Raw genomic sequence first — 18,289 nt, 5'->3', positions numbered from 1 at the left:
AAATCATCGCATAATCCATATATGCAAGATCATGCTCGATTTTTTGTATAGTTTTTAATTGGTTCTTAGTATAAAACCGAAAGCAGTGCAGCAATCAAAGCCGCACTGCTTTTTTGCATCTCACCCATTATTGCCCATATAAGCACAAAAAAGCAGTGCCATTCCTGACACTGCTTTTCAGCTTATACTAATCTTTAATCGTTCTATAGACAAAGCCGACAGATGAAATAAGACCAGTCTAGGAAAGCGACTGCAGGCGGGCTTGTCGCCCGGCAAGGGAGCTTGACGAAGAATGGGCTTATTTCAGCCGAGGATTTGTCTATAGGTTGATTGAGGATTAGTATTATAACTTATCTCACTTGATAGCCTTGAAAGCTTCTTCAAGGTCAAAGATGATATCATCAATGTGCTCTGTACCAATGGAAAGTCTGATAGTGGTAGGCTTGATACCCTGCTCAGCAAGCTCTTCTTCGTTGAGCTGAGAGTGTGTGGTGGAAGCGGGGTGGATAGCAAGGCTCTTAACATCGGCAACGTTTGCCAGGAGGGAGAATACCTGAAGATTATCAATGAACTTCTTAGCATCGTCCTCAGTGCCCTTGATCTCAAAGGTGAAGATAGAGGCGCCGCCGTTGGGGAAGTACTTGTCATAAAGCTCCTTCTGCTTGCCTGTTGCAAGTGAGGGGTGATTTACCTTTGCTACCTGAGGATGAGCGTTCAGGTAATTTACTACCTTGATAGCGTTCTCAACGTGTCTCTCAACTCTCAGGGAGAGTGTCTCAAGACCCTGTAAGAACATAAATGCGTGGAAAGGAGAAAGGGTTGCGCCTGTATCTCTCAGGAGAATAGCTCTGATCTTTGTAACGAAAGCCGCAGCGCCTACTGCCTTGGTGAAGCTGATGCCGTGGTAGCTGGGGTTGGGTTCGGTGAGGGAGGGGAACTTTCCGCTCGCTTCCCAGTCGAACTTGCCGCTGTCAACGATAACGCCGCCGATAGCAGTGCCGTGGCCGCCGATGAACTTTGTTGCGGAATGAACTACGATATCTGCACCGTGCTCAATGGGACGGATAAGATAAGGAGTACCGAAGGTGTTGTCTATTACCAGAGGGATCTTGTGCTTGTGAGCGATCTCAGCGGTCTTTTCGATGTCGATAAGGTTAGCGTTGGGGTTGCCGAGGGTCTCAATGAAGATAGCCTTGGTATTGTCCCGGATAGCATTCTCGAATGCGCCCTCTTCATCGGGATCAACGAAAGTAGTGCTGATGCCGTACTCGGGAAGAGTGTGTTCGAGGAGGTTGTATGTACCGCCGTAAATGGTCTTGGCAGCAACGATGTGCTCGCCGGCCTTTGCCAGGTTCTGGATAGTGTAAGCGATAGCAGCTGCGCCGGAAGCTACTGCAAGAGCTGCAACACCGCCCTCAAGAGCAGCGATTCTCTGCTCGAAGATGTCCTGAGTGGGGTTGGTAAGTCTGCCGTAGATGTTGCCTGCGTCCTTGAGGCCGAAACGGTCTGCTGCGTGCTGGGAGTTATGGAAAACATAGGAAGAAGTAGCGTAGATAGGTACTGCTCTTGCGTCAGTAACGGGGTCTGCGTTCTCCTGTCCGATATGAAGCTGCTTGGTTTCAAACTTAAGATCTCTTCCTGCAAAATTACTCATTTTAAATATCTCCTTATAAATCAAGTTTCTGTGTATATCACACTGAATGTACGAATTTTCTTATTTAAAGCGCATATCAGCTGCACATTCGTATGGTACATCTGAGCGCCAGATACCTGATCTTCATGTTCTGTTTGCTCCTTATTTGCGGGAATTTACTCTAATCATATTTATCATAGCTGTATGGTATGAATTACTATGGCTATATAATACACCATAATTCCTACAATGTCAAGGGATATTATAAGATTTTGGCAATATAAACAAAAACAGGCAGATGATTTTAATACATCTGCCTGTTTTTGTTGAAAAAGGAACCTATAAAATCGAAAATAACGCCTTTTCCCTGGTGGTGTCTCCTTTGCATTCGGTACGGACATATATAATTGAAACGTTAGTTTGTCCGTACCAGCGCCTTACGGCGGAAACCAAATTCGACGTTCCTAATGGAACATCTCTTGGTTTCAAGCCGCCTGCATTTAATAGTTTTAAGACTATTTTAGAAATTATATTTGTTTGAGCGTTTTTTAACTTACAGTGCAGGCGGCTTTAGGATTTTTAAGTCGGCTATCAGGTCAATCATTCAAGCCGCTCGCAAACGGATTTCGCTGCTTGCGAGCAGCGACCAAATGGCTCTGCCCTTTGGAAACCCGCCACCTTTGAAAAGGTGGACTAAACTTTTTGCCTTGCTCTCATTTGTGCTGATTTTTTCATATTGTCCTATTATCTGATATTTTGGTCGTTATTCCGCCTTTTCCTCGATCTCCTCGTCCTTTGGCGGCTGAACTCTATCCATCTCAAACCAGAACGTACTTCCTATCCCCTCTTCCGACTTAACTCCGAACTGGAAGCCGTGAAGAATGAATATCTGCTTTACAATGGAAAGTCCCAGTCCCGTGCCTATTACCTCTCTCTTATGCTTTTCCGCACGGTAATAGCGGTCAAATATAAGCGGCATAAGCTCTTTGTCAATGCCGTCTCCCGTGTCTGTCACGGAAATGGTTATCTTCTTGGGCGTTGCGACCTCCATAACGTATATGGACTTCTCCTCGCCCGAGTAATTGACAGCGTTGTTTACAAGGTTGTATATTACCTGATCGAACTTGATAAGGTCAGCCTCTGCCCATGCGTCATCGTTCACCGAGATATAGAACTTGTAGCCGTCCCTCTCGGAAAGCAGCTTGTAGCGTGTCATTATCTCCCTGAGCCGTGAACCCACACAGAAAGGCTCCTTGTGAAGCTCAGATGTGCCGTTCTCCAGCTTGGTAAGATCCATTATGTCGTTTACCAGCGCCGCCAGACGGTCGCTCTCCTCAATGATTATCTCCAGATGCTCGTTTCTCTTCTCAGGGTCATCGCCCGAAAGGTCACGTATCATCTCCGCATACGCCTTTACCATTGTAAGAGGTGTGCGCAGGTCATGGGATATGTTCGCCATAAGGTCACGGCGCATGGTATCCACCTTGGTTATCTCCTTGGAAGCATAGTTCAGCGTGTCCGCCAGCTGCTCCGTCTCGGTGTATCCCCTGCCGTTAAACTTTACGTTATAGTCGCCCTGCGCCAGCTTCTCGGCGGAAAGGGTTATCCTTGTGATAGGCGTAGCAATGAGCCTTGACAGGAATATTGATATGCCGAAACCCAGCGCCAGCATTGCAAGGCTCACCTGAAGCATCTGCACCCTGAGGATCGAAACGGTGGAGTCCAACGGCTCCAGCGATGTGTTCAGGAAAAGGTAGCCCGACGGCTGCTCCTTTGTACCTATGAGCATCACAAAGATGAGCATATCCGTGTTGAACTGGTTGTTTTTGGTCTCGGCATAATAAATGCCCGTAGCGCTGTTGAGCGCCTTTTCACGGTACTTATACAGGTTCTGATAGTTTACCGAGCCATGCACAAGGCAGTTTTTCGCCATAGTGTCATAGGAATACACATTCAGCCCGTACCTGTCCTGGATAAGCACGCACATATCATTGTCATGGGCGATACGGTCAAGAGTGCTTGTGGTAAAGCCCTCTTCGCTCCACTGGGTAAGAATGTAGTTTGCTATGGAGGTGATATCATTGGTCTTCTGAGTGCGGTAAGTAGCCTCCAGCGATACCGTAAATGATATCCATATAAGCATCAGGATACTTGTGATGAATATGGCAAAATATATCCATACCGTAAATCTGACACTGCGGAAAAGCCTGCTCAGGCTGTTCATCCCTTTTTCCCTGCGGCTTTCCTTTTTTTCCTTATTCACGTCCCGCATCGAACTTGTAACCCATTCCTCTCAGTGTAACGATGAACTTGCGGTAATCGCCCAGCGAGTTTCTCAGCATCTTGATGTGCGTGTCAACGGTGCGGTCATCGCCGTAAAAGTCATAGCCCCAGACCTCTTCCAGCAGCTTTTCACGGGAAAGCGCAATGCCCTTGTTGCGCACAAGGTAGAACAGCAGGTCATACTCCTTGGGAGTGAGGGAAACGGGCTTGCCGTCAACGAACACCTCACGGCCTGACATATTTATCTCCAGCCCCTCGAATTTCAGCACATTATTATCACCCACAGGCGCAGGAGCGGCGCTTCTCTTCATTACCGCACGGATACGTGCCAGCAGCTCCTTGGGAGAAAATGGCTTGGTAACGTAGTCATCAACGCCCAGCTCAAAGCCGAAAAGCTTGTCATACTCCTCGCCCCTTGCGGAAAGCATGATAACGGGTATCTGCTTGGTCTTGCGAATCTCTCTTACAGCGGAGTAGCCGTCAAGCTTAGGCATCATGATGTCCATGATTATAAGGTCAAAGTCCTGAGTGCGGCACATTTCCACAGCCTGCATACCGTCCTCCGCCTCAAAGGTCTCAAAGCCGTCAAACTTAGCGTATTCTTTTATAACATTGCGGATATTCTTTTCATCATCAACAATAAGAATTTTTTTGCCCTCCATAATTACCGTTCCTTTCTGTATTTAAGTTGTCGGTATAACCATAATAACATATAAATGTGACATTTTTGTGAAAATCAGGCGTGCAGCATGAAATATTGCAATCAGCGGCATATTCCGAGCTTTTCTTTCAAAAATATAGTATATCCGCCCCAAACCCGCAAATATTAACATTCTGTAAATCATAAAAAAAGTGCTTGACAAAATCCGACTAAGGTGATATACTGTAATAGTCGCTTGAATGAGTAACACGAACGAAAGTTCAAGCTGGTGTAGCTCAGTTGGTAGAGCAGCTGATTTGTAATCAGCAGGTCGGGGGTTCAAGTCCGTCCACCAGCTCCATATGGAAGAGTTCCCGAGTGGCCAAAGGGGGCAGACTGTAAATCTGTTGCTTCGGCTTCGGTGGTTCGAATCCACCCTCTTCCACCAGTAAAAATTGCCTTGCAGGATTTCCTGCAAGGCTTTTTTATGCCGTGACGCATTTGTATGGGTTAAATATAAAAATGTTAATCTGTTCAAATTTATCTGGCACTATGACCATATCAGTTTAAGTTATTTTGTACGCAGTATTTTGAAATTATTGCAGAGTATGTTCAATTTGCAGGATATCAGGAAAAGAAATTCAAAAAGGACATACTGAAAGGAAAGATTATTATGGTAAGAAACGATCTGCGCAACATCGCCATCATCGCCCACGTTGACCACGGCAAGACCACCCTCGTTGATGAAATGCTCAAGCAGGGCGGCGCATTCAGAGAAAATCAGGAAGTTGAAGACAGAGTAATGGATTCCAACGACATCGAGCGTGAAAGAGGAATCACAATTCTCGCAAAGAATACCTCCGTTAAGTATAACGGCGTTAAGATCAATATCATAGACACCCCGGGCCATGCCGATTTCGGCGGCGAGGTAGAGCGTGTGCTCAAAATGGTTGACGGCGTTCTCCTGCTGGTAGATGCAGCCGAAGGCCCCATGCCTCAGACCCGTTTCGTGCTTTCCAAGGCACTGGAGCTTGGCCATAAAATAATCATCGTCGTAAATAAGATCGACCGTCCCGATGCACGTCTCGACGAGATCGGCGACGAGGTGCTGGAGCTTCTCCTTGACCTGGACGCAAGCGACGAGCAGCTCGAAAGCCCTATCCTCTTCTGCTCAGGCCGTGCAGGCACCTGCTCCCTCAGCCAGTATGAGGCAGGCACAGACCTGAAGCCCCTTTTCGATACTATCCTCGACTATATCCCCGCACCCGAGGGCGACGAGAACGGCCCCATGCAGATGCTCATCTCCTCTATCGACTATAACGATTATGTGGGCAGAACAGGTATCGGCCGTGTTGAAAGAGGCGTTATCAAGGTAAATCAGCCCGTTATCGTCGGCGATTACCACGAAACAAAGAAGCCTTATAACAGCAAGATCGTTACCATAAGCCAGATCGAGGGTCTGGGCAAGGCAAACGTTGACGAGGCAAAGGTGGGCGATATCGTATGGATATCCGGTATCGAGAACATCACCATCGGCGATACACTCTGCGCAGCAGATAACTACGAGCCCCTGCCTTTCGTAAAAATTTCCGAGCCTACCGTTGAGATGACCTTCTCCGTAAACGACAGCCCCTTTGCAGGCAGAGAGGGCAAGTTCGTTACCTCCCGTCAGCTCCGTGAAAGACTGTTCAAGGAAGTCCTCCGTGACGTTTCCCTCCGTGTCTCCGAGACCGAGAGCACCGACGCTTTCAGAGTATGCGGCAGAGGTGAGATGCACCTTTCTATCCTTATCGAAAATATGCGCCGTGAGGGCTATGAGCTGGGCGTTTCCACTCCTAAGGTGCTGATGAAGGAGATCGACGGCGTCCTCTGCGAGCCTATGGAGCGCCTTGTAATCGACGTTCCCGAGGACTGCACAGGCCCCGTAATGGAAAAGATGGGCACAAGAAAGGGCGAGCTTCAGTCCATGCACCCCCAGGGCAGCCGTATGAGACTTGAATTTATAATCCCCGCAAGAGGACTTTTCGGCTACAAGAGCGAATTTCTCACCGATACCAGGGGCGAGGGCGTAATGAGCAGCATCTTCGAGAACTATCAGCCATATAAGGGCGATATCCCCAGAAGAAATACAGGCTCCCTTATCTCCTTTGAAACAGGCGAGGCAGTTACCTACGGTCTGTACAACGCACAGGAGAGAGGTTCCCTGTTTATCGGCGCAGGCACACCCGTTTACGAGGGAATGGTAGTAGGCGCATCTCCCAAGGTGGAGGATCTTGTAGTTAACGTCTGCAAGAAGAAGCACCTGACCAATACCCGTGCCAGCGGCTCCGATGATGCACTGAGACTTGTACCTCCCAGAAGACTTTCCCTTGAGGACAGCCTTGAGTTCATCGCAGATGATGAGCTGCTGGAGGTAACACCCAAGTCCATACGTATCAGAAAGCGTATCCTTGATAACGCCCTGAGAGCAAAGACCAAGGCAAAGGAAAAGTAATCGTATAAATAAGCCAAGGGCTGTTGCAGCAATGCAGCAGCCCTTTTGATTTTGATATTCAGAGATAAAACGAGCGTGGCTCATAAAAAATCCGCTGTCCCCCAATATATCTCTACGGTTCGTTTATTGATTTCCCCTCCAAAAGCGGTATGATAATATAAGAACGGAGCTGATCGTATGAATTGCGCCGATGTAGGCAACCTTATACTAATCACCAATAAAACTATAGACAAAAAATCATCGCATAATCCATATACGCAAGATCATGCTCAATTTTTTGTATAGTTTTTAATTGGTGCTTAGTATTATAAGAAAACTGCGCACCGATCTGAATATGACCCAGAAACAACTAGCTGATCGACAAGGCAGTCTCAAAATGGGAGAGAGGGGTATCGCTTAGATAAAGATACCACACCAATCCCACGCTGACTTTTGCTCAACCAATACAGCCGGAGGGCTGAATAACAAGAAAAGGCGGTATGCGCCCCGTGGAGGGGTAGCATATCGCCTTTTCTTGTGGGGGTTTCCAAAGGGGGCAACGCCCCCATTTGGCACACGACTTTGCGAAGCAAAGTGTAGTGTGTTATACGCTCTGTCGGCGTTGCCGCTTCAAATGCCGTTGCCGCCGGGGAGGGCAAGGGCATTTGAAGCGGCAGGAAAACAGGGCTGTGCTTGCGTGGCGTAGAGCCGTAAGCACAGGTCTGGTTTCAACAGCAGACTGGGCGTATATGAAAGCCCCCGTCCCTCGTCCTACGCTCCGACTTGTGGACAAAGTGTCCCGAAGTTGTGGCCACACTCCCGAAAAAGTAGCAGGACAGCGGGCAACCGTCAAGGCTGAAATGAACGGGGTTACACCCGGCCTTGACCGCCGCCCGCCGCCCCGCTGGATGGGTGGACAAGGCGGCCAATCCCTCAAAGTGCTTGGCCGCGCTCTTTCTGATTTTGAGGTATTCAGTTTTTCAAAATTGAATAATCAAAATAAATTTTTTCGATTGAAAAAATTTTATTTGTTATCATCTTCAATGCCATATTTTTTCTTTTGCCGAATCACATAATTACTGATTTTTTCATCATATAGTGGATACTGGTAATCCAACTGACATGCCACTTCTGACGAAACCTCCCGGAACAATGCCATACATTGTTCAAAGGATTCCCACATATGGGGATAGGAATCCATATTATAAGTGGACATAAGTCGTTCCCACAATTCCTCTGGGACATATTGCTTCATAAATTTATAGTTTTTTCCCAAACTGAAATGAAATCCCTGTTTGATACCAATCAGCCAGGAAATCATGCGAAGCAATTCTTTTCGTACTATATCATTCATATGGTCAATAGCAAAAAGAATTTCTTTGCGGCATAAGCCCTTTACTACATATGTTGTAGTATTCCAAAATTCATTACAGCAATCGTCAAACATTCTTTGAGTAGGCTTCTGCAAGTGGTAGTCTATATCCGTTGGTATTGGCGGCTTTACGATACGGTTGTCTTTATCCAACAGTAACTTTACCAGTTTATCCCATGTAAAATACTCGTCTATCAGTTCCAGCGGCAGCAAAGTTAAATCTATCTTAACATCATCAGTAAACAGCATTAAATATGAAAATCCCTTTTCTACAGCTGGAAATAATTCCATATCTTCCGGCTTTTGCAGAATCAACCTTTCACCAAATATATCTAGCCATTTATCATCACTTGTGAAGCTGTCCATATCCGTAACAAAAAAAGTAATATCAAAATCCTGAAAATCATCAGGCGGAATATTTGTATTTGTTCTAGATCCTTCCAAAGTAACCATGCGAATGCGTTTGTCTGTTTTTGCAAAATTCAAAACAATATCATAAACTTCTTTTTCTGATCTCATTTTTATCTCCTCCAATTATTGAAATAGGTGTGAAGCCATTTTAGGGCTTTCCCGCCTTGATTGCCCATCAGCAAAGACGGGCGGGACTGTCAACGGCGGCGCATTTATGCGCCGTTCATCTTGACCGTTGACTGGCTCGGCTGGCTTTGCTAATAACTTACTTCCACCAATCAGGAATTAGGGTTTTTAGCTTCGCCACCTGTTTTGTTTCATAGTCACGCAGGACTTCTATTTCTCCCGCCGCTTTATCTAACTGCATCATAAATTCCCGGCAGGCTCCACACGGCATGCCTGCTTTTCCGTCTGGCATAACAGCGACTATTTTTATGATTTGGCTTTCCCCGTTTGTTATCATATTTGCAATCGCATTTCTTTCCGCACACATTCCCAATGAACAAGCGGTATCAATGCAAACCCCGGTATAGATATTTCCTTTTGCCGAAAGAACTGCGGCAGAAACACTCCCAACCTCAATCAGTGGAGAGAGTTTTCTTTCATGCTGTACTTTCCTTGCGGCAATATACAATTTATCCCACGTCCCATCGTATTGGGCAAGCGCACGCTCTTCCATCTCACGAACAAAATTTTCTTTCCCATCACAATATCCATCTATATCATAGGGAAACTTTTGTGCAAGGTCTTTCTTGATTTTTGCGTATTCGTTCCGCTCTTTTTCATGGGTATGCATATAGTCACGGAATGCGAGGTGCCGTCCGATATTGTTCCAATCGTCCGCTTGAAAAATATGAATTTGATGGGTTCGCTCATCACCGCCTTTGCGAAGATAGCGTCTGCCCGTTATTCCAAATTCTCCGAGATATTCGTAGCCTATCTCTGAAAACTTTTCCGCAACCGTATCTACCTTTTCAAGACTTCTAACGACTGCCATAATATCGATAATTGGCTTGGCGGCCAGTCCCGGAACAGATGTACTTCCAATATGGTAGATAGAAATGCAATTTTCTTTCAGTATTTCGGTAATATAGTCCCGCTCTCGTACATATTTTGACGGCCATTCCGGGTCATAATTTACAACGGTTATATGCTGTGGCATAATAAATCACTCCTTGATTTCTTTAATTTTCATATCAACTTGCTCCCTTAATCAGTATTTACTGCTCTCTTACTTTCTGCCTCGCTGCGGGTTTGGATTTTTCGGCAAGTCCAACTTCTCCGCAATCTATTTTAGCCGCTTCTTTTCTTCTTCAAACAGTTTGTTATACCCCAAAACCATAAATCAGCAAACGCAAAAACCGTTACCAAAGAAAATGCCGCCTGCCTTTTTTGCTAAACCTAAAGAGGCTAAGTTAGAAGTGGACGCACTATACAAAGGAATACTACCATTTCGTCTAACTGCTTCTGCCCATTCTGCAAGTGTGTGGAATGCATACCCTTTTCTTCTGTAAAGTTCAGCCGTTTCAATTCCCGCTTCCTCTGCCTCAAGAATAATCCGAACACTACGACAAATAGATACGACTTGAGAATCTTCCAAATAAGCAGCGCAAAAGGGAACATCCAGCAACTCTTCAGGTAGCCAGGGAAAATAGTGGCTCATCTGAGGCTCAATGTTGTCTTTAGTGAGTAAGCAGGCTTTTAACTTTGGCTGTTCAGGAAGCCAAAAACAAGCATCTTCTGAAATCTTACTTTCTCCTAATAATTGCCGATATTCTTTATCATAAATAGGTGATTCATTCGGCAGCATCAGTACTGGCTCTCTGTTGGTAATTGATTGTAGTTTTTCTCTTAATTCTTTCGGTACGTCAACACGAAAATAAGCATGTGGTTTTTCGTAAAGTGGTCTTGTCAAATAGAAGCGGGGAGCCGGCTGTGAAGTTGAGTCCCATGGTTCCCTTATAGTCATAAGTTCGTTCTTTTCATTCATTGTAAACAGTGCTTCTACATGAAGCTGCATATAGTACGAGTTGCTTTTTCCCATTTTCTAATATTCTCTTACATTTATTTCTCTGCCTGTTCAATCATTTTCTTTACTAACCGCTGAAACAGGTCGGCGGTTTCCTCGTCCATCGGTGCAAGCTGTCCGATCTGTCCGGCTATCATCGCCGTTACATCGTCAATGGAAAGCGGTTTTTGTTTCTGCTCCGCCAGTGCGTCCCGCATGGCTTGGAACATAGCGGCGGTCACAGCTTCTCCCGGCTGTGACCCGTTGTCAATGTCTTTCTTAATATCCCGCAGGATAGCGAGGAACACATTTTTGATTTTCTCAATCTCCGCTTCATGTTCCCCCATCTTCTGGGCGTTCAAAAGCTGCAAATCCTGCTTTGCTTCCGCCCGGTGTTCCGGGTGTTCTTTCATCAGGTCGGACAGGGAAGCCGTTGCTATCTCGATAAGCTTGTTTCTTGCTGTTATCCCCTTTGCCGCCGTGTCCTGAAAATAAATCCGTATCAAATCTATCAGCTTGGGAAAATTCCTGTGTTCTAACAGACGATTAAGGATTTGCACATCAACAGCACCCGTCACAAGCCCCCTCACGGCTCCCTCGGACAAGCCTAATTCAGAAATATCGTAGCTTTTACGGACGCTCACGGTGGACAAGCCCAGTATGTAGTCTGTCGATACCTTAAATTCCTTTGCCACACCTATGAGAATATCACTGCTGACCGTTCTCGTTTCGCCGCTGACAATGCGGCTCAACTGGGAAGCGGAAACGCCTATTTTCTCCGCAAGTTCCTTTTGTGTGATGTGGTTCCCGTTGCATAAATCGGAAATCCGCTGTCCGGGTGTTCCGGGTAAAGCCATAAACACGCACCTCCTCCGCATACTTCCATTATACAGAATGATTGCAAAAATGCAATTTCCAAAGTGTAAACTTCATCAAAATGCAATTCTCGCAAAATTCCGGGGATTGCATTTTTTTCGTGTAGACTTAGGGTAGTTCATCGATGAACGGCACCTTGAAAACAGAATGACCGTCCGAAAAGGAATACCCCAGCTGGGGAAGCACCGCAAGGAGCCAGCTTCTGGACACTTTGTCCAGAGGTCACTTCGGGACAAGTTGTCCCGAAGTTGCGGGGAGCGTGCCAACGCCGGAACACGCCGCTATTGTCGGGGTCCCCGCAAAGCCGCATGGCTTTGTGGGGAGAGGAGGAGCAGCGGAGCGAGTGAGTTTTGCCGCTTGCGGTGAAACGAACGATACGCAGCTTGCGACGACGAGGCAGGAAACCTTTTCGGGGAGAACGGCAACGGAAAACAAAATGGAGGGAACGCATGAGAAATAACCCCTATAAAGACTTGCCGCCGCTGGAACGCAAGCCGGACGGTTCCCTTTACCGCATGACACCGGCGCAGAAGAAACAGGCGGCCAGCCTGATACACCGGGAGTGCTGTTGCTTTGAGGACGGCAACTGCATTGTCCTTGATGATGGGGACACCTGCACCTGCCCGCAGACAGTTTCTTTCTCGGTCTGCTGTAAGTGGTTCCGCTGGTCGGTCTTGCCGCTGGACGGAACGCTGGAAGCGGAGATTTTCCGGGATAGGGACTTGAAACGCTGTGCGGTCTGCGGCGGCGTGTTCGTCCCCAAATCCAACCGGGCAAAATACTGCCCCGGCTGTGCCGCCAGAGTTCACAGGCGGCAGAAAACAGAAAGTGAACGGAAAAGGAGGTCTGCTGTGGACAGTTAGGAGCGAAAAAAGCCTTGATTTATCAGGCTTTACAAGCCCCAAACCGGGGCAGGTGGTATAAAGTATCGCCCGCCCCGGAAAACGAGCTTCTAACCGTCCACAAAACGCACTATGACAAATACCATCTATATCCATCAGCCGGAAAAGGCGTTCAGCTTCACCCGGCTCCCGAATTTCCTCTTTGAAGCCCCCACATTCAAGTCCCTGTCCAACGAGGCAAAGGTTCTGTACGCCTTTATCCTGCGCCGGACAGAGTTGTCCCGCAAGAATGGGTGGGCGGATGACTGCGGACGGATTTTCCTGTATTACCCTATCTGTGAAGTGGTTGACCTGCTCCATTGTGGGCGGCAGAAAGCGGTAAATACCCTGCGGGAACTGCAATACGCCGGACTGGTGGAAATCCAGAAGCAGGGCTGTGGAAAACCCAACCGCATTTTCCCAAAATCCTATGAAGCGGTTCCAAACACCGACTTCAAGAAATCCCGTTCTGGTACGCCGGAGGACTGAAAACCGTACCCATGAAGTACGGAAACCGCCCCCTTGAAGTACGAAAACCGGACGGTATATAGAAATACAAAGATTAAAATGATTTATTTATATCCATTCCATTCCTATCGTATCAGAGATAATTCCGGCGGGATTTTCCCTGTGGAAAACCCCGGATAGGAAAGGAATGGGGAAAGGAGCAGAATGGCACAACACGCAATTTTGCGGTTTGAGAAGCACAAGGGCAACCCAGCAAGGCCGCTGGAAGCCCATCACGAAAGACAGAAAGAACAATACGCCAGTAACCCCGACATTGATACAAGCCGGAGCAAATACAACTTCCATATCGTCAAGCCGGAGGGACGCTATTACCACTTCATTCAGAGCCGTATCGAGCAGGCCGGATGCCGGACGAGGAAAGACAGCACACGGTTTGTCGATACGCTGATAACTGCCAGCCCGGAGTTTTTCAAGGGGAAATCCCCAAAGGAGATACAGGCGTTCTTCCAAAGGGCGGCAGATTTCCTCATTGGCCGGGTAGGACGGGAAAATATCGTGTCGGCGGTGGTACACATGGACGAGAAAACACCCCACCTGCATTTGACCTTTGTTCCGCTGACAAAGGACAACCGCCTGTGTGCAAAGGAGATTATCGGCAACCGGGCAAACCTGACGAAGTGGCAGGACGACTTTCACGCCTATATGGTGGAGAAATATCCCGACTTGGAGCGTGGGGAGAGTGCCAGCAAGACAGGCCGGAAGCATATCCCCACTCGGCTTTTCAAACAGGCGGTTTCCCTCTCCAAACAGGCCAGAGCCATTGAAGCCGCCCTTGACGGCATTAACCCGCTGAACGCCGGAAAGAAAAAAGAGGAAGCCCTCTCCATGCTGAAAAAGTGGTTCCCGCAGATGGAGAACTTCTCCGGGCAACTGAAAAAGTACAAGGTCACAATCAATGACCTGTTGGCGGAGAATGAGAAGCTGGAAGCAAGGGCAAAGGCCAGTGAAAAAGGCAAGATGAAAGATACGATGGAACGGGCAAAGCTGAAAAGCGAACTGGACAATTTACAGCGGCTGGTTGACCGTATCCCGCCGGATATACTGGCGGAACTGAAACGGCAGCAGCGGCACACGGTAAAGGAAAGGTGATAGATATAAGCAGAAATTTTCGCCGCCCCTGTGCGGCATTGTACCTTGAAAACTGAATATGGAGGACACTGGATGGCAAAAAGCGAAAGCGATATTTTTACACCCCGGACAGGGCAGGTCATACAAGCAGAGAACGGCACGCAGTATTTTGTATGTGGGAACAACCGTATAAAAATCTCCGAACACTTCGCCGCAGGCGGGAAGCCCCTCGGTGATCTGATTGTAGATGTGGTGCGGCATACCGCAGAAAAAGCCGCTTCAACCTGATAGCCCATCATTGATAACACGCCCACGCTTATGATATAATTGCCATAGAGCAAAAGTATTGTAAGCGTGGGTTGTTTCTTTAGAAGGAGGATTTTTAACGGTGAAACAACCTTACAATACTACGATTTACAACACGGCGCTTTATATGAGATTGAGCCGGGACGATGAAAACTATGGTGACAGCGTAAGCATTGAAACACAGCGGACAATCCTGCAACAGTACGCAAAGGAACAGGGGCTTCATGTAGTCGGTGAGTATGTGGACGATGGCTGGTCGGGGACGAACTTTGAACGGCCGGATTTTCGGCGCATGATGGACGATGTGGAAGCCGGAAAAGTAAACTGCATTGTCACGAAAGACCTGTCCCGTTTCGGGCGGGAACATGTGATGATGGACTACTATCTGGAATTTCTGTTCCCGGAGAAACGGGTTCGCTACATCGCCGTTGCGGAGAATGAGGACACAGAGAAAGGGCTTTCCGATTTTGTCCCGTTCAAAAACCTGTTCAATGAATGGTTTGCGAAAGATACAAGCCGCAAGGTAAAGGCCGCTTTCAAAGCGAAGTTTGCCACAGGACAGCGTATCGGCGCCTATGCTCCCATCGGGTACAGGAAACACCCGGAAATCAAAAACAAGCTGATAATCGACGAGGAAACCCGCTGGATAGTGGAGAAGATTTTTGACCTTGCCATTCATGGCAGAGGGGCGGCCAGTATCACAAGAATACTGATTGCGGAAAAGGTTCCCACGCCGGGATTTATCAACTTCCAGCGTGACGGGACTTTCGCAAACATCTATGCGGGTGCGCCAGAGGAAAAAAGCTACGCATGGACGATAGCGCAGGTCAAGAGCATTATGAAAGATGAAACCTATATCGGCCATACCATTCACTACCGGGAAACGAACATTTCCTTTAAGAACAAGCGGAGGGTACGCAAGCCCCAAAGTGAATGGGTGCGGGTGGAGAACACGCAGGAGCCGATTATCAGCGAGCAGGTTTTCCGGCAGGTACAGGAGCAGATAGCAAACCGCCGTAGGAAGTGCAAGGATGGTACAACGCAGATTTTTTCCGGATTGGTAAAATGTGCGGATTGCGGCTGGTCGCTGTCCTATGGGGAGAACAGGCAGAACAGCAAGCCTTACGGCCATTATCATTGTAGCAAGTACGGACAGGGCACACGCCAATGCTCCATGCACTATATCCGCTATGATGTGCTTTACGCCTATGTCCTCTCCCGTCTGCAATACTGGTCGGGGCTGGTACAGCATGATGAAGAACGGCTCTTGAAGCGGCTGTTAAACGCCAATGACAAGGGACAGGCCGCCGCAAGAAAGAAGCAGGCCGCCGAGCTGAAAAAGGCAGAGAAGCGGAAATCCGAAGTTGATACCCTGTTTGCCCGGATGTATGAGGACTGGGCGGCGGGGCGTATCACGGAATACAACTTCTCTATGCTGTCCGGGAAGTACCAAAGCGAACAGGCTGAACTGGACACAAAGATTGAACAGCTTCAATCCGCTATCGCCACTGAAAGCCAGAACGCCGCAGACGCAGAAAAATGGATTGCCTTGATGAAAGAGTGCGTCAATCCAACAGAACTGACCGCCGAACTTTTGAATACGCTGATTGAAAAAATCGTTGTCCATGAAGCGGTCAAAGGTGAGGACGGAAGCCGGGAACAGGAGGTAGAAATCTTCTACCGCTTTATCGGCAAAATTGATTGAATGATACCAATATCTTTAACTATGTGATACCGGTCTGGGCTGCCCCGACATAACCCTTGTCACCGAGCTTTCGGAAATACTGTCCGTAAGCCTTGAATCGCTCCTTTCAGGCAGCACCGAAACAAGCGATTTCAAGGAGGTAAATATGAAAAGACAGCCTGTTTTCACACCCATAGACATATCAGCCCCGAATATCGGTGGGACACTGTCCTCTGCATCTCATTTTTATTTGATAAAAAGCCACTCGGGCATAATCTGCATACCTCCACCAAACGGCACATTGAAGCCGCTTGACGGCACTATACAAACGAAAAAGCGGCTCGGATATCCGAACCGCTTTTGCCTTGTAAGCACAAAAAAACACCGCTCAGAATCTGAACGGTGTTTGGTGCGAGAGATGGGACTTGAACCCACACGTCAAAGACACACGCACCTCAAACGTGCCTGTCTGCCTATTCCAGCACTCTCGCATATTTTCTGACCTGTTTAATCAGTCAGCTTTTATATTATAGCACAGCAGATATCTATATTCATCAATAATCTGTAAACAATATATTTCCTAAAATAATCGCACAAAAATGAGACTTTTTGCCCCGCTGATGTGTTTTATATACAGAAACGTTTCGATAAAACTCCACTGACAGGGAGATGATGTGTTGAACAAAGAAGAATATGAAAACGCCGTAAACAGGCGGCTGGATATGGTGGTGCGGCTGGCATACACCTATCTGAAAAACTTTGCCGAGGCGGAGGACGCCGCTCAGGAGGTGTTCCTTCGGCTGTTTAAGGAGGATATCTCCTTCGATTCGGCGGAAGCGGAAAAGGCGTGGCTCATTCGGGTAACGGCAAACTACTGCATCAATCGCAGACGGCTGGCGTGGTTCTCCCGCCGTGACCACAGGGACATTGCTGACATAGTCAGCAATGACATAATCGGCAATGTCGGCTCCGATGAGTTTGCTCATGTTGAAATGAGCGGCAGCGAGCAGGCTGTCCTTGAAGCGGTCATGAGCCTGCCGCTGAAATACCGCACGGCGATACATCTCTATTACTACGAGGAATACTCCGTCAAGGAAATATCACAGCTTACGGGCGTTAAGGAATCTACAGTGAGAACAAGGCTCCAGCGTGGCAGAGAGCGGCTTAGGGCTGCTCTAGGAAAGGAATACGGCGATGAATGTACAGCATTATAAAAACGCACTTGACAAGTTAAAGGCAGACGATGCCACAAGGCAGAAAATACTTGATATCCCCCAAAGGCGAAAAAAGGCGAGGCCAAAGCTCCGTCAGCTCATGCTCCCCGCTGCGGCGGTGCTGGTGCTGATGTTCGGCACGGTGGTGTATGCGGCTCAGAGCGGTCTGTTCTCCGTCATATACGGCAGAGAGGCGGACTACAGCAATTTTGAGGGCCTTACGGGCGAGATGGACATATCCTCACTTGAATGTGAAAGCGACGGCCTTACGGTCACTCCCATGGGCTATGCGGCGGACAGCTACAGCATATTCTGTGTATTTAAGCTGGATTTTGACCATGATATCCCTATGTATGACTATTACGAGGAGCAGTACATTGACGGCTGGGGACACGACGGCGTTGAAATGGAAAACACCTACGCACGCTTTTCCACCAACGGCGGACATTCCGATATCCGCTTTGTCCGTGAGGACAGCAGGACTTTCTACTGCATCTTCACCGTGAACTGCACCGGCGAGATGAGCGGCACTATCCCCATAGATTTCACCTGCTTCAATATGTCCGGCGTATATCTTAACTCCGGCCGCATCATCTCATATGACAATATCATTGACAGCAGCCTGTTCTCCGCAGATTTCACCGTTGAGATACCCGATTATGTCAACCGATATGCAGGCGGCAACGGCATCGAATTTACCATAACCCCCTGCGGCGTTGCAGCCGACACCGAGGGCTACAGCTATGACAGCCTGATGAACAGCGAAAACGGCCTGCTGGCAGGCAAGGCATATATAAAGCTGAAAAACGGCGAGACCGTCAGCTGCGGTACGGAATATTCCAAGGCATATAACCTCCGTGACAGCTTCGGCGGACATTTTACCTTTGACAAGGGTCATTTCCGCACAGGCTT

The 18,289-nt window shown here is 47.8% G+C and carries 15 protein-coding genes, 3 tRNA genes and 1 pseudogene; 10 read left to right on the top strand and 9 right to left on the bottom strand.

Annotated features, from left to right (window positions below; translation table 11 throughout):
* Positions 1–355 precede the first annotated feature (355 nt).
* The 3 genes from OCV68_RS10610 to OCV68_RS10600 all read right to left on the bottom strand — a co-directional run bounded on the left by OCV68_RS10610 (position 356) and on the right by OCV68_RS10600 (position 4,578).
* A complete protein-coding gene (locus OCV68_RS10610) occupies positions 356–1,654 on the bottom strand; it encodes an O-acetylhomoserine aminocarboxypropyltransferase/cysteine synthase family protein (RefSeq protein WP_262572531.1) in 1,299 nt (432 codons plus the stop codon).
* Between the two features lie 742 nt (positions 1,655–2,396).
* Entirely contained in the window at positions 2,397–3,857 is a 1,461-nt protein-coding gene (locus OCV68_RS10605) for a sensor histidine kinase (protein WP_178086129.1), read from the bottom strand.
* A 31-nt stretch (positions 3,858–3,888) separates the two neighbouring features.
* The gene (locus OCV68_RS10600) at positions 3,889–4,578 is read right to left on the bottom strand and encodes a response regulator transcription factor (RefSeq protein WP_262572529.1); all 690 of its coding nucleotides are present in this window, start codon (positions 4,576–4,578) and stop codon (positions 3,889–3,891) included.
* Between the two features lie 263 nt (positions 4,579–4,841).
* On the opposite strand from OCV68_RS10600, the gene OCV68_RS10595 reads away from it, so the two are divergent.
* The 3 genes from OCV68_RS10595 (at position 4,842) to typA (ending at position 7,050) form a co-directional block, all read left to right on the top strand.
* Positions 4,842–4,917: transfer RNA gene (locus OCV68_RS10595), tRNA-Thr, on the top strand.
* A gap of 3 nt (positions 4,918–4,920) precedes the next feature.
* Positions 4,921–5,004: transfer RNA gene (locus OCV68_RS10590), tRNA-Tyr, on the top strand.
* A gap of 225 nt (positions 5,005–5,229) precedes the next feature.
* A complete protein-coding gene (gene typA / locus OCV68_RS10585; protein ID WP_022473835.1) occupies positions 5,230–7,050 on the top strand; it encodes a translational GTPase TypA in 1,821 nt (606 codons plus the stop codon).
* Positions 7,051–8,053: 1,003 nt separating this feature from the next.
* Here the strand turns inward: typA and OCV68_RS10580 are convergent.
* From OCV68_RS10580 to OCV68_RS10560, 5 genes and pseudogenes are all read right to left on the bottom strand, one after another.
* Positions 8,054–8,920, bottom strand: coding sequence for an aminoglycoside 6-adenylyltransferase AadE (locus OCV68_RS10580; RefSeq protein ID WP_001255868.1), 867 nt, complete (start codon positions 8,918–8,920; stop codon positions 8,054–8,056).
* Between the two features lie 157 nt (positions 8,921–9,077).
* Positions 9,078–9,491, bottom strand: coding sequence for a cytidine deaminase family protein (locus OCV68_RS10575; protein ID WP_242944011.1), 414 nt, complete (start codon positions 9,489–9,491; stop codon positions 9,078–9,080).
* A pseudogene (locus OCV68_RS10570) lies at positions 9,492–9,974 on the bottom strand (GrpB family protein); the annotation flags it as partial.
* Positions 9,975–10,157: 183 nt separating this feature from the next.
* Positions 10,158–10,856: a GNAT family N-acetyltransferase gene (locus OCV68_RS10565; protein WP_118595216.1), complete on the bottom strand. Its 699-nt coding sequence runs from the start codon at positions 10,854–10,856 to the stop codon at positions 10,158–10,160.
* A gap of 20 nt (positions 10,857–10,876) precedes the next feature.
* A complete protein-coding gene (locus OCV68_RS10560) occupies positions 10,877–11,677 on the bottom strand; it encodes a helix-turn-helix domain-containing protein (protein WP_118595217.1) in 801 nt (266 codons plus the stop codon).
* Positions 11,678–12,145: 468 nt separating this feature from the next.
* On the opposite strand from OCV68_RS10560, the gene OCV68_RS10555 reads away from it, so the two are divergent.
* From OCV68_RS10555 to OCV68_RS10535, 5 genes are all read left to right on the top strand, one after another.
* Positions 12,146–12,559: a cysteine-rich VLP domain-containing protein gene (locus OCV68_RS10555; RefSeq protein ID WP_262572526.1), complete on the top strand. Its 414-nt coding sequence runs from the start codon at positions 12,146–12,148 to the stop codon at positions 12,557–12,559.
* A 111-nt stretch (positions 12,560–12,670) separates the two neighbouring features.
* Positions 12,671–13,066: a replication initiator protein A gene (locus OCV68_RS10550; RefSeq protein WP_118595219.1), complete on the top strand. Its 396-nt coding sequence runs from the start codon at positions 12,671–12,673 to the stop codon at positions 13,064–13,066.
* Between the two features lie 183 nt (positions 13,067–13,249).
* The gene (gene mobV, locus OCV68_RS10545) at positions 13,250–14,194 is read left to right on the top strand and encodes a MobV family relaxase (RefSeq protein ID WP_118595220.1); all 945 of its coding nucleotides are present in this window, start codon (positions 13,250–13,252) and stop codon (positions 14,192–14,194) included.
* Positions 14,195–14,266: 72 nt separating this feature from the next.
* On the top strand, positions 14,267–14,461 hold the full coding sequence (locus tag OCV68_RS10540; protein ID WP_002334813.1) for a hypothetical protein: 195 nt from the start codon (positions 14,267–14,269) through the stop codon (positions 14,459–14,461).
* Positions 14,462–14,561: 100 nt separating this feature from the next.
* A complete protein-coding gene (locus OCV68_RS10535) occupies positions 14,562–16,184 on the top strand; it encodes a DUF4368 domain-containing protein (RefSeq protein WP_449555768.1) in 1,623 nt (540 codons plus the stop codon).
* A gap of 386 nt (positions 16,185–16,570) precedes the next feature.
* Here OCV68_RS10535 and OCV68_RS10530 read toward each other — a convergent pair.
* Positions 16,571–16,654: transfer RNA gene (locus tag OCV68_RS10530), tRNA-Leu, on the bottom strand.
* A gap of 186 nt (positions 16,655–16,840) precedes the next feature.
* Here OCV68_RS10530 and OCV68_RS10525 point away from each other — a divergent pair.
* Both OCV68_RS10525 and OCV68_RS10520 read left to right on the top strand, forming a co-directional pair.
* Entirely contained in the window at positions 16,841–17,377 is a 537-nt protein-coding gene (locus OCV68_RS10525) for an RNA polymerase sigma factor (RefSeq protein WP_262572523.1), read from the top strand.
* On the top strand, positions 17,358–18,289 hold a 932-nt coding region (locus tag OCV68_RS10520; RefSeq protein WP_262572521.1), incomplete at its 3' end, for a hypothetical protein. The genes OCV68_RS10525 and OCV68_RS10520, both read left to right, overlap by 20 nt.

Source organism: Huintestinicola butyrica (assembly GCF_025567215.1).
GTDB classification, from domain to species: domain Bacteria; phylum Bacillota; class Clostridia; order Oscillospirales; family Ruminococcaceae; genus Huintestinicola; species Huintestinicola butyrica.
The sequence above is the reverse complement of the archived record's forward strand: the minus strand, read 5'-3'. Positions and strand labels throughout refer to the sequence as shown.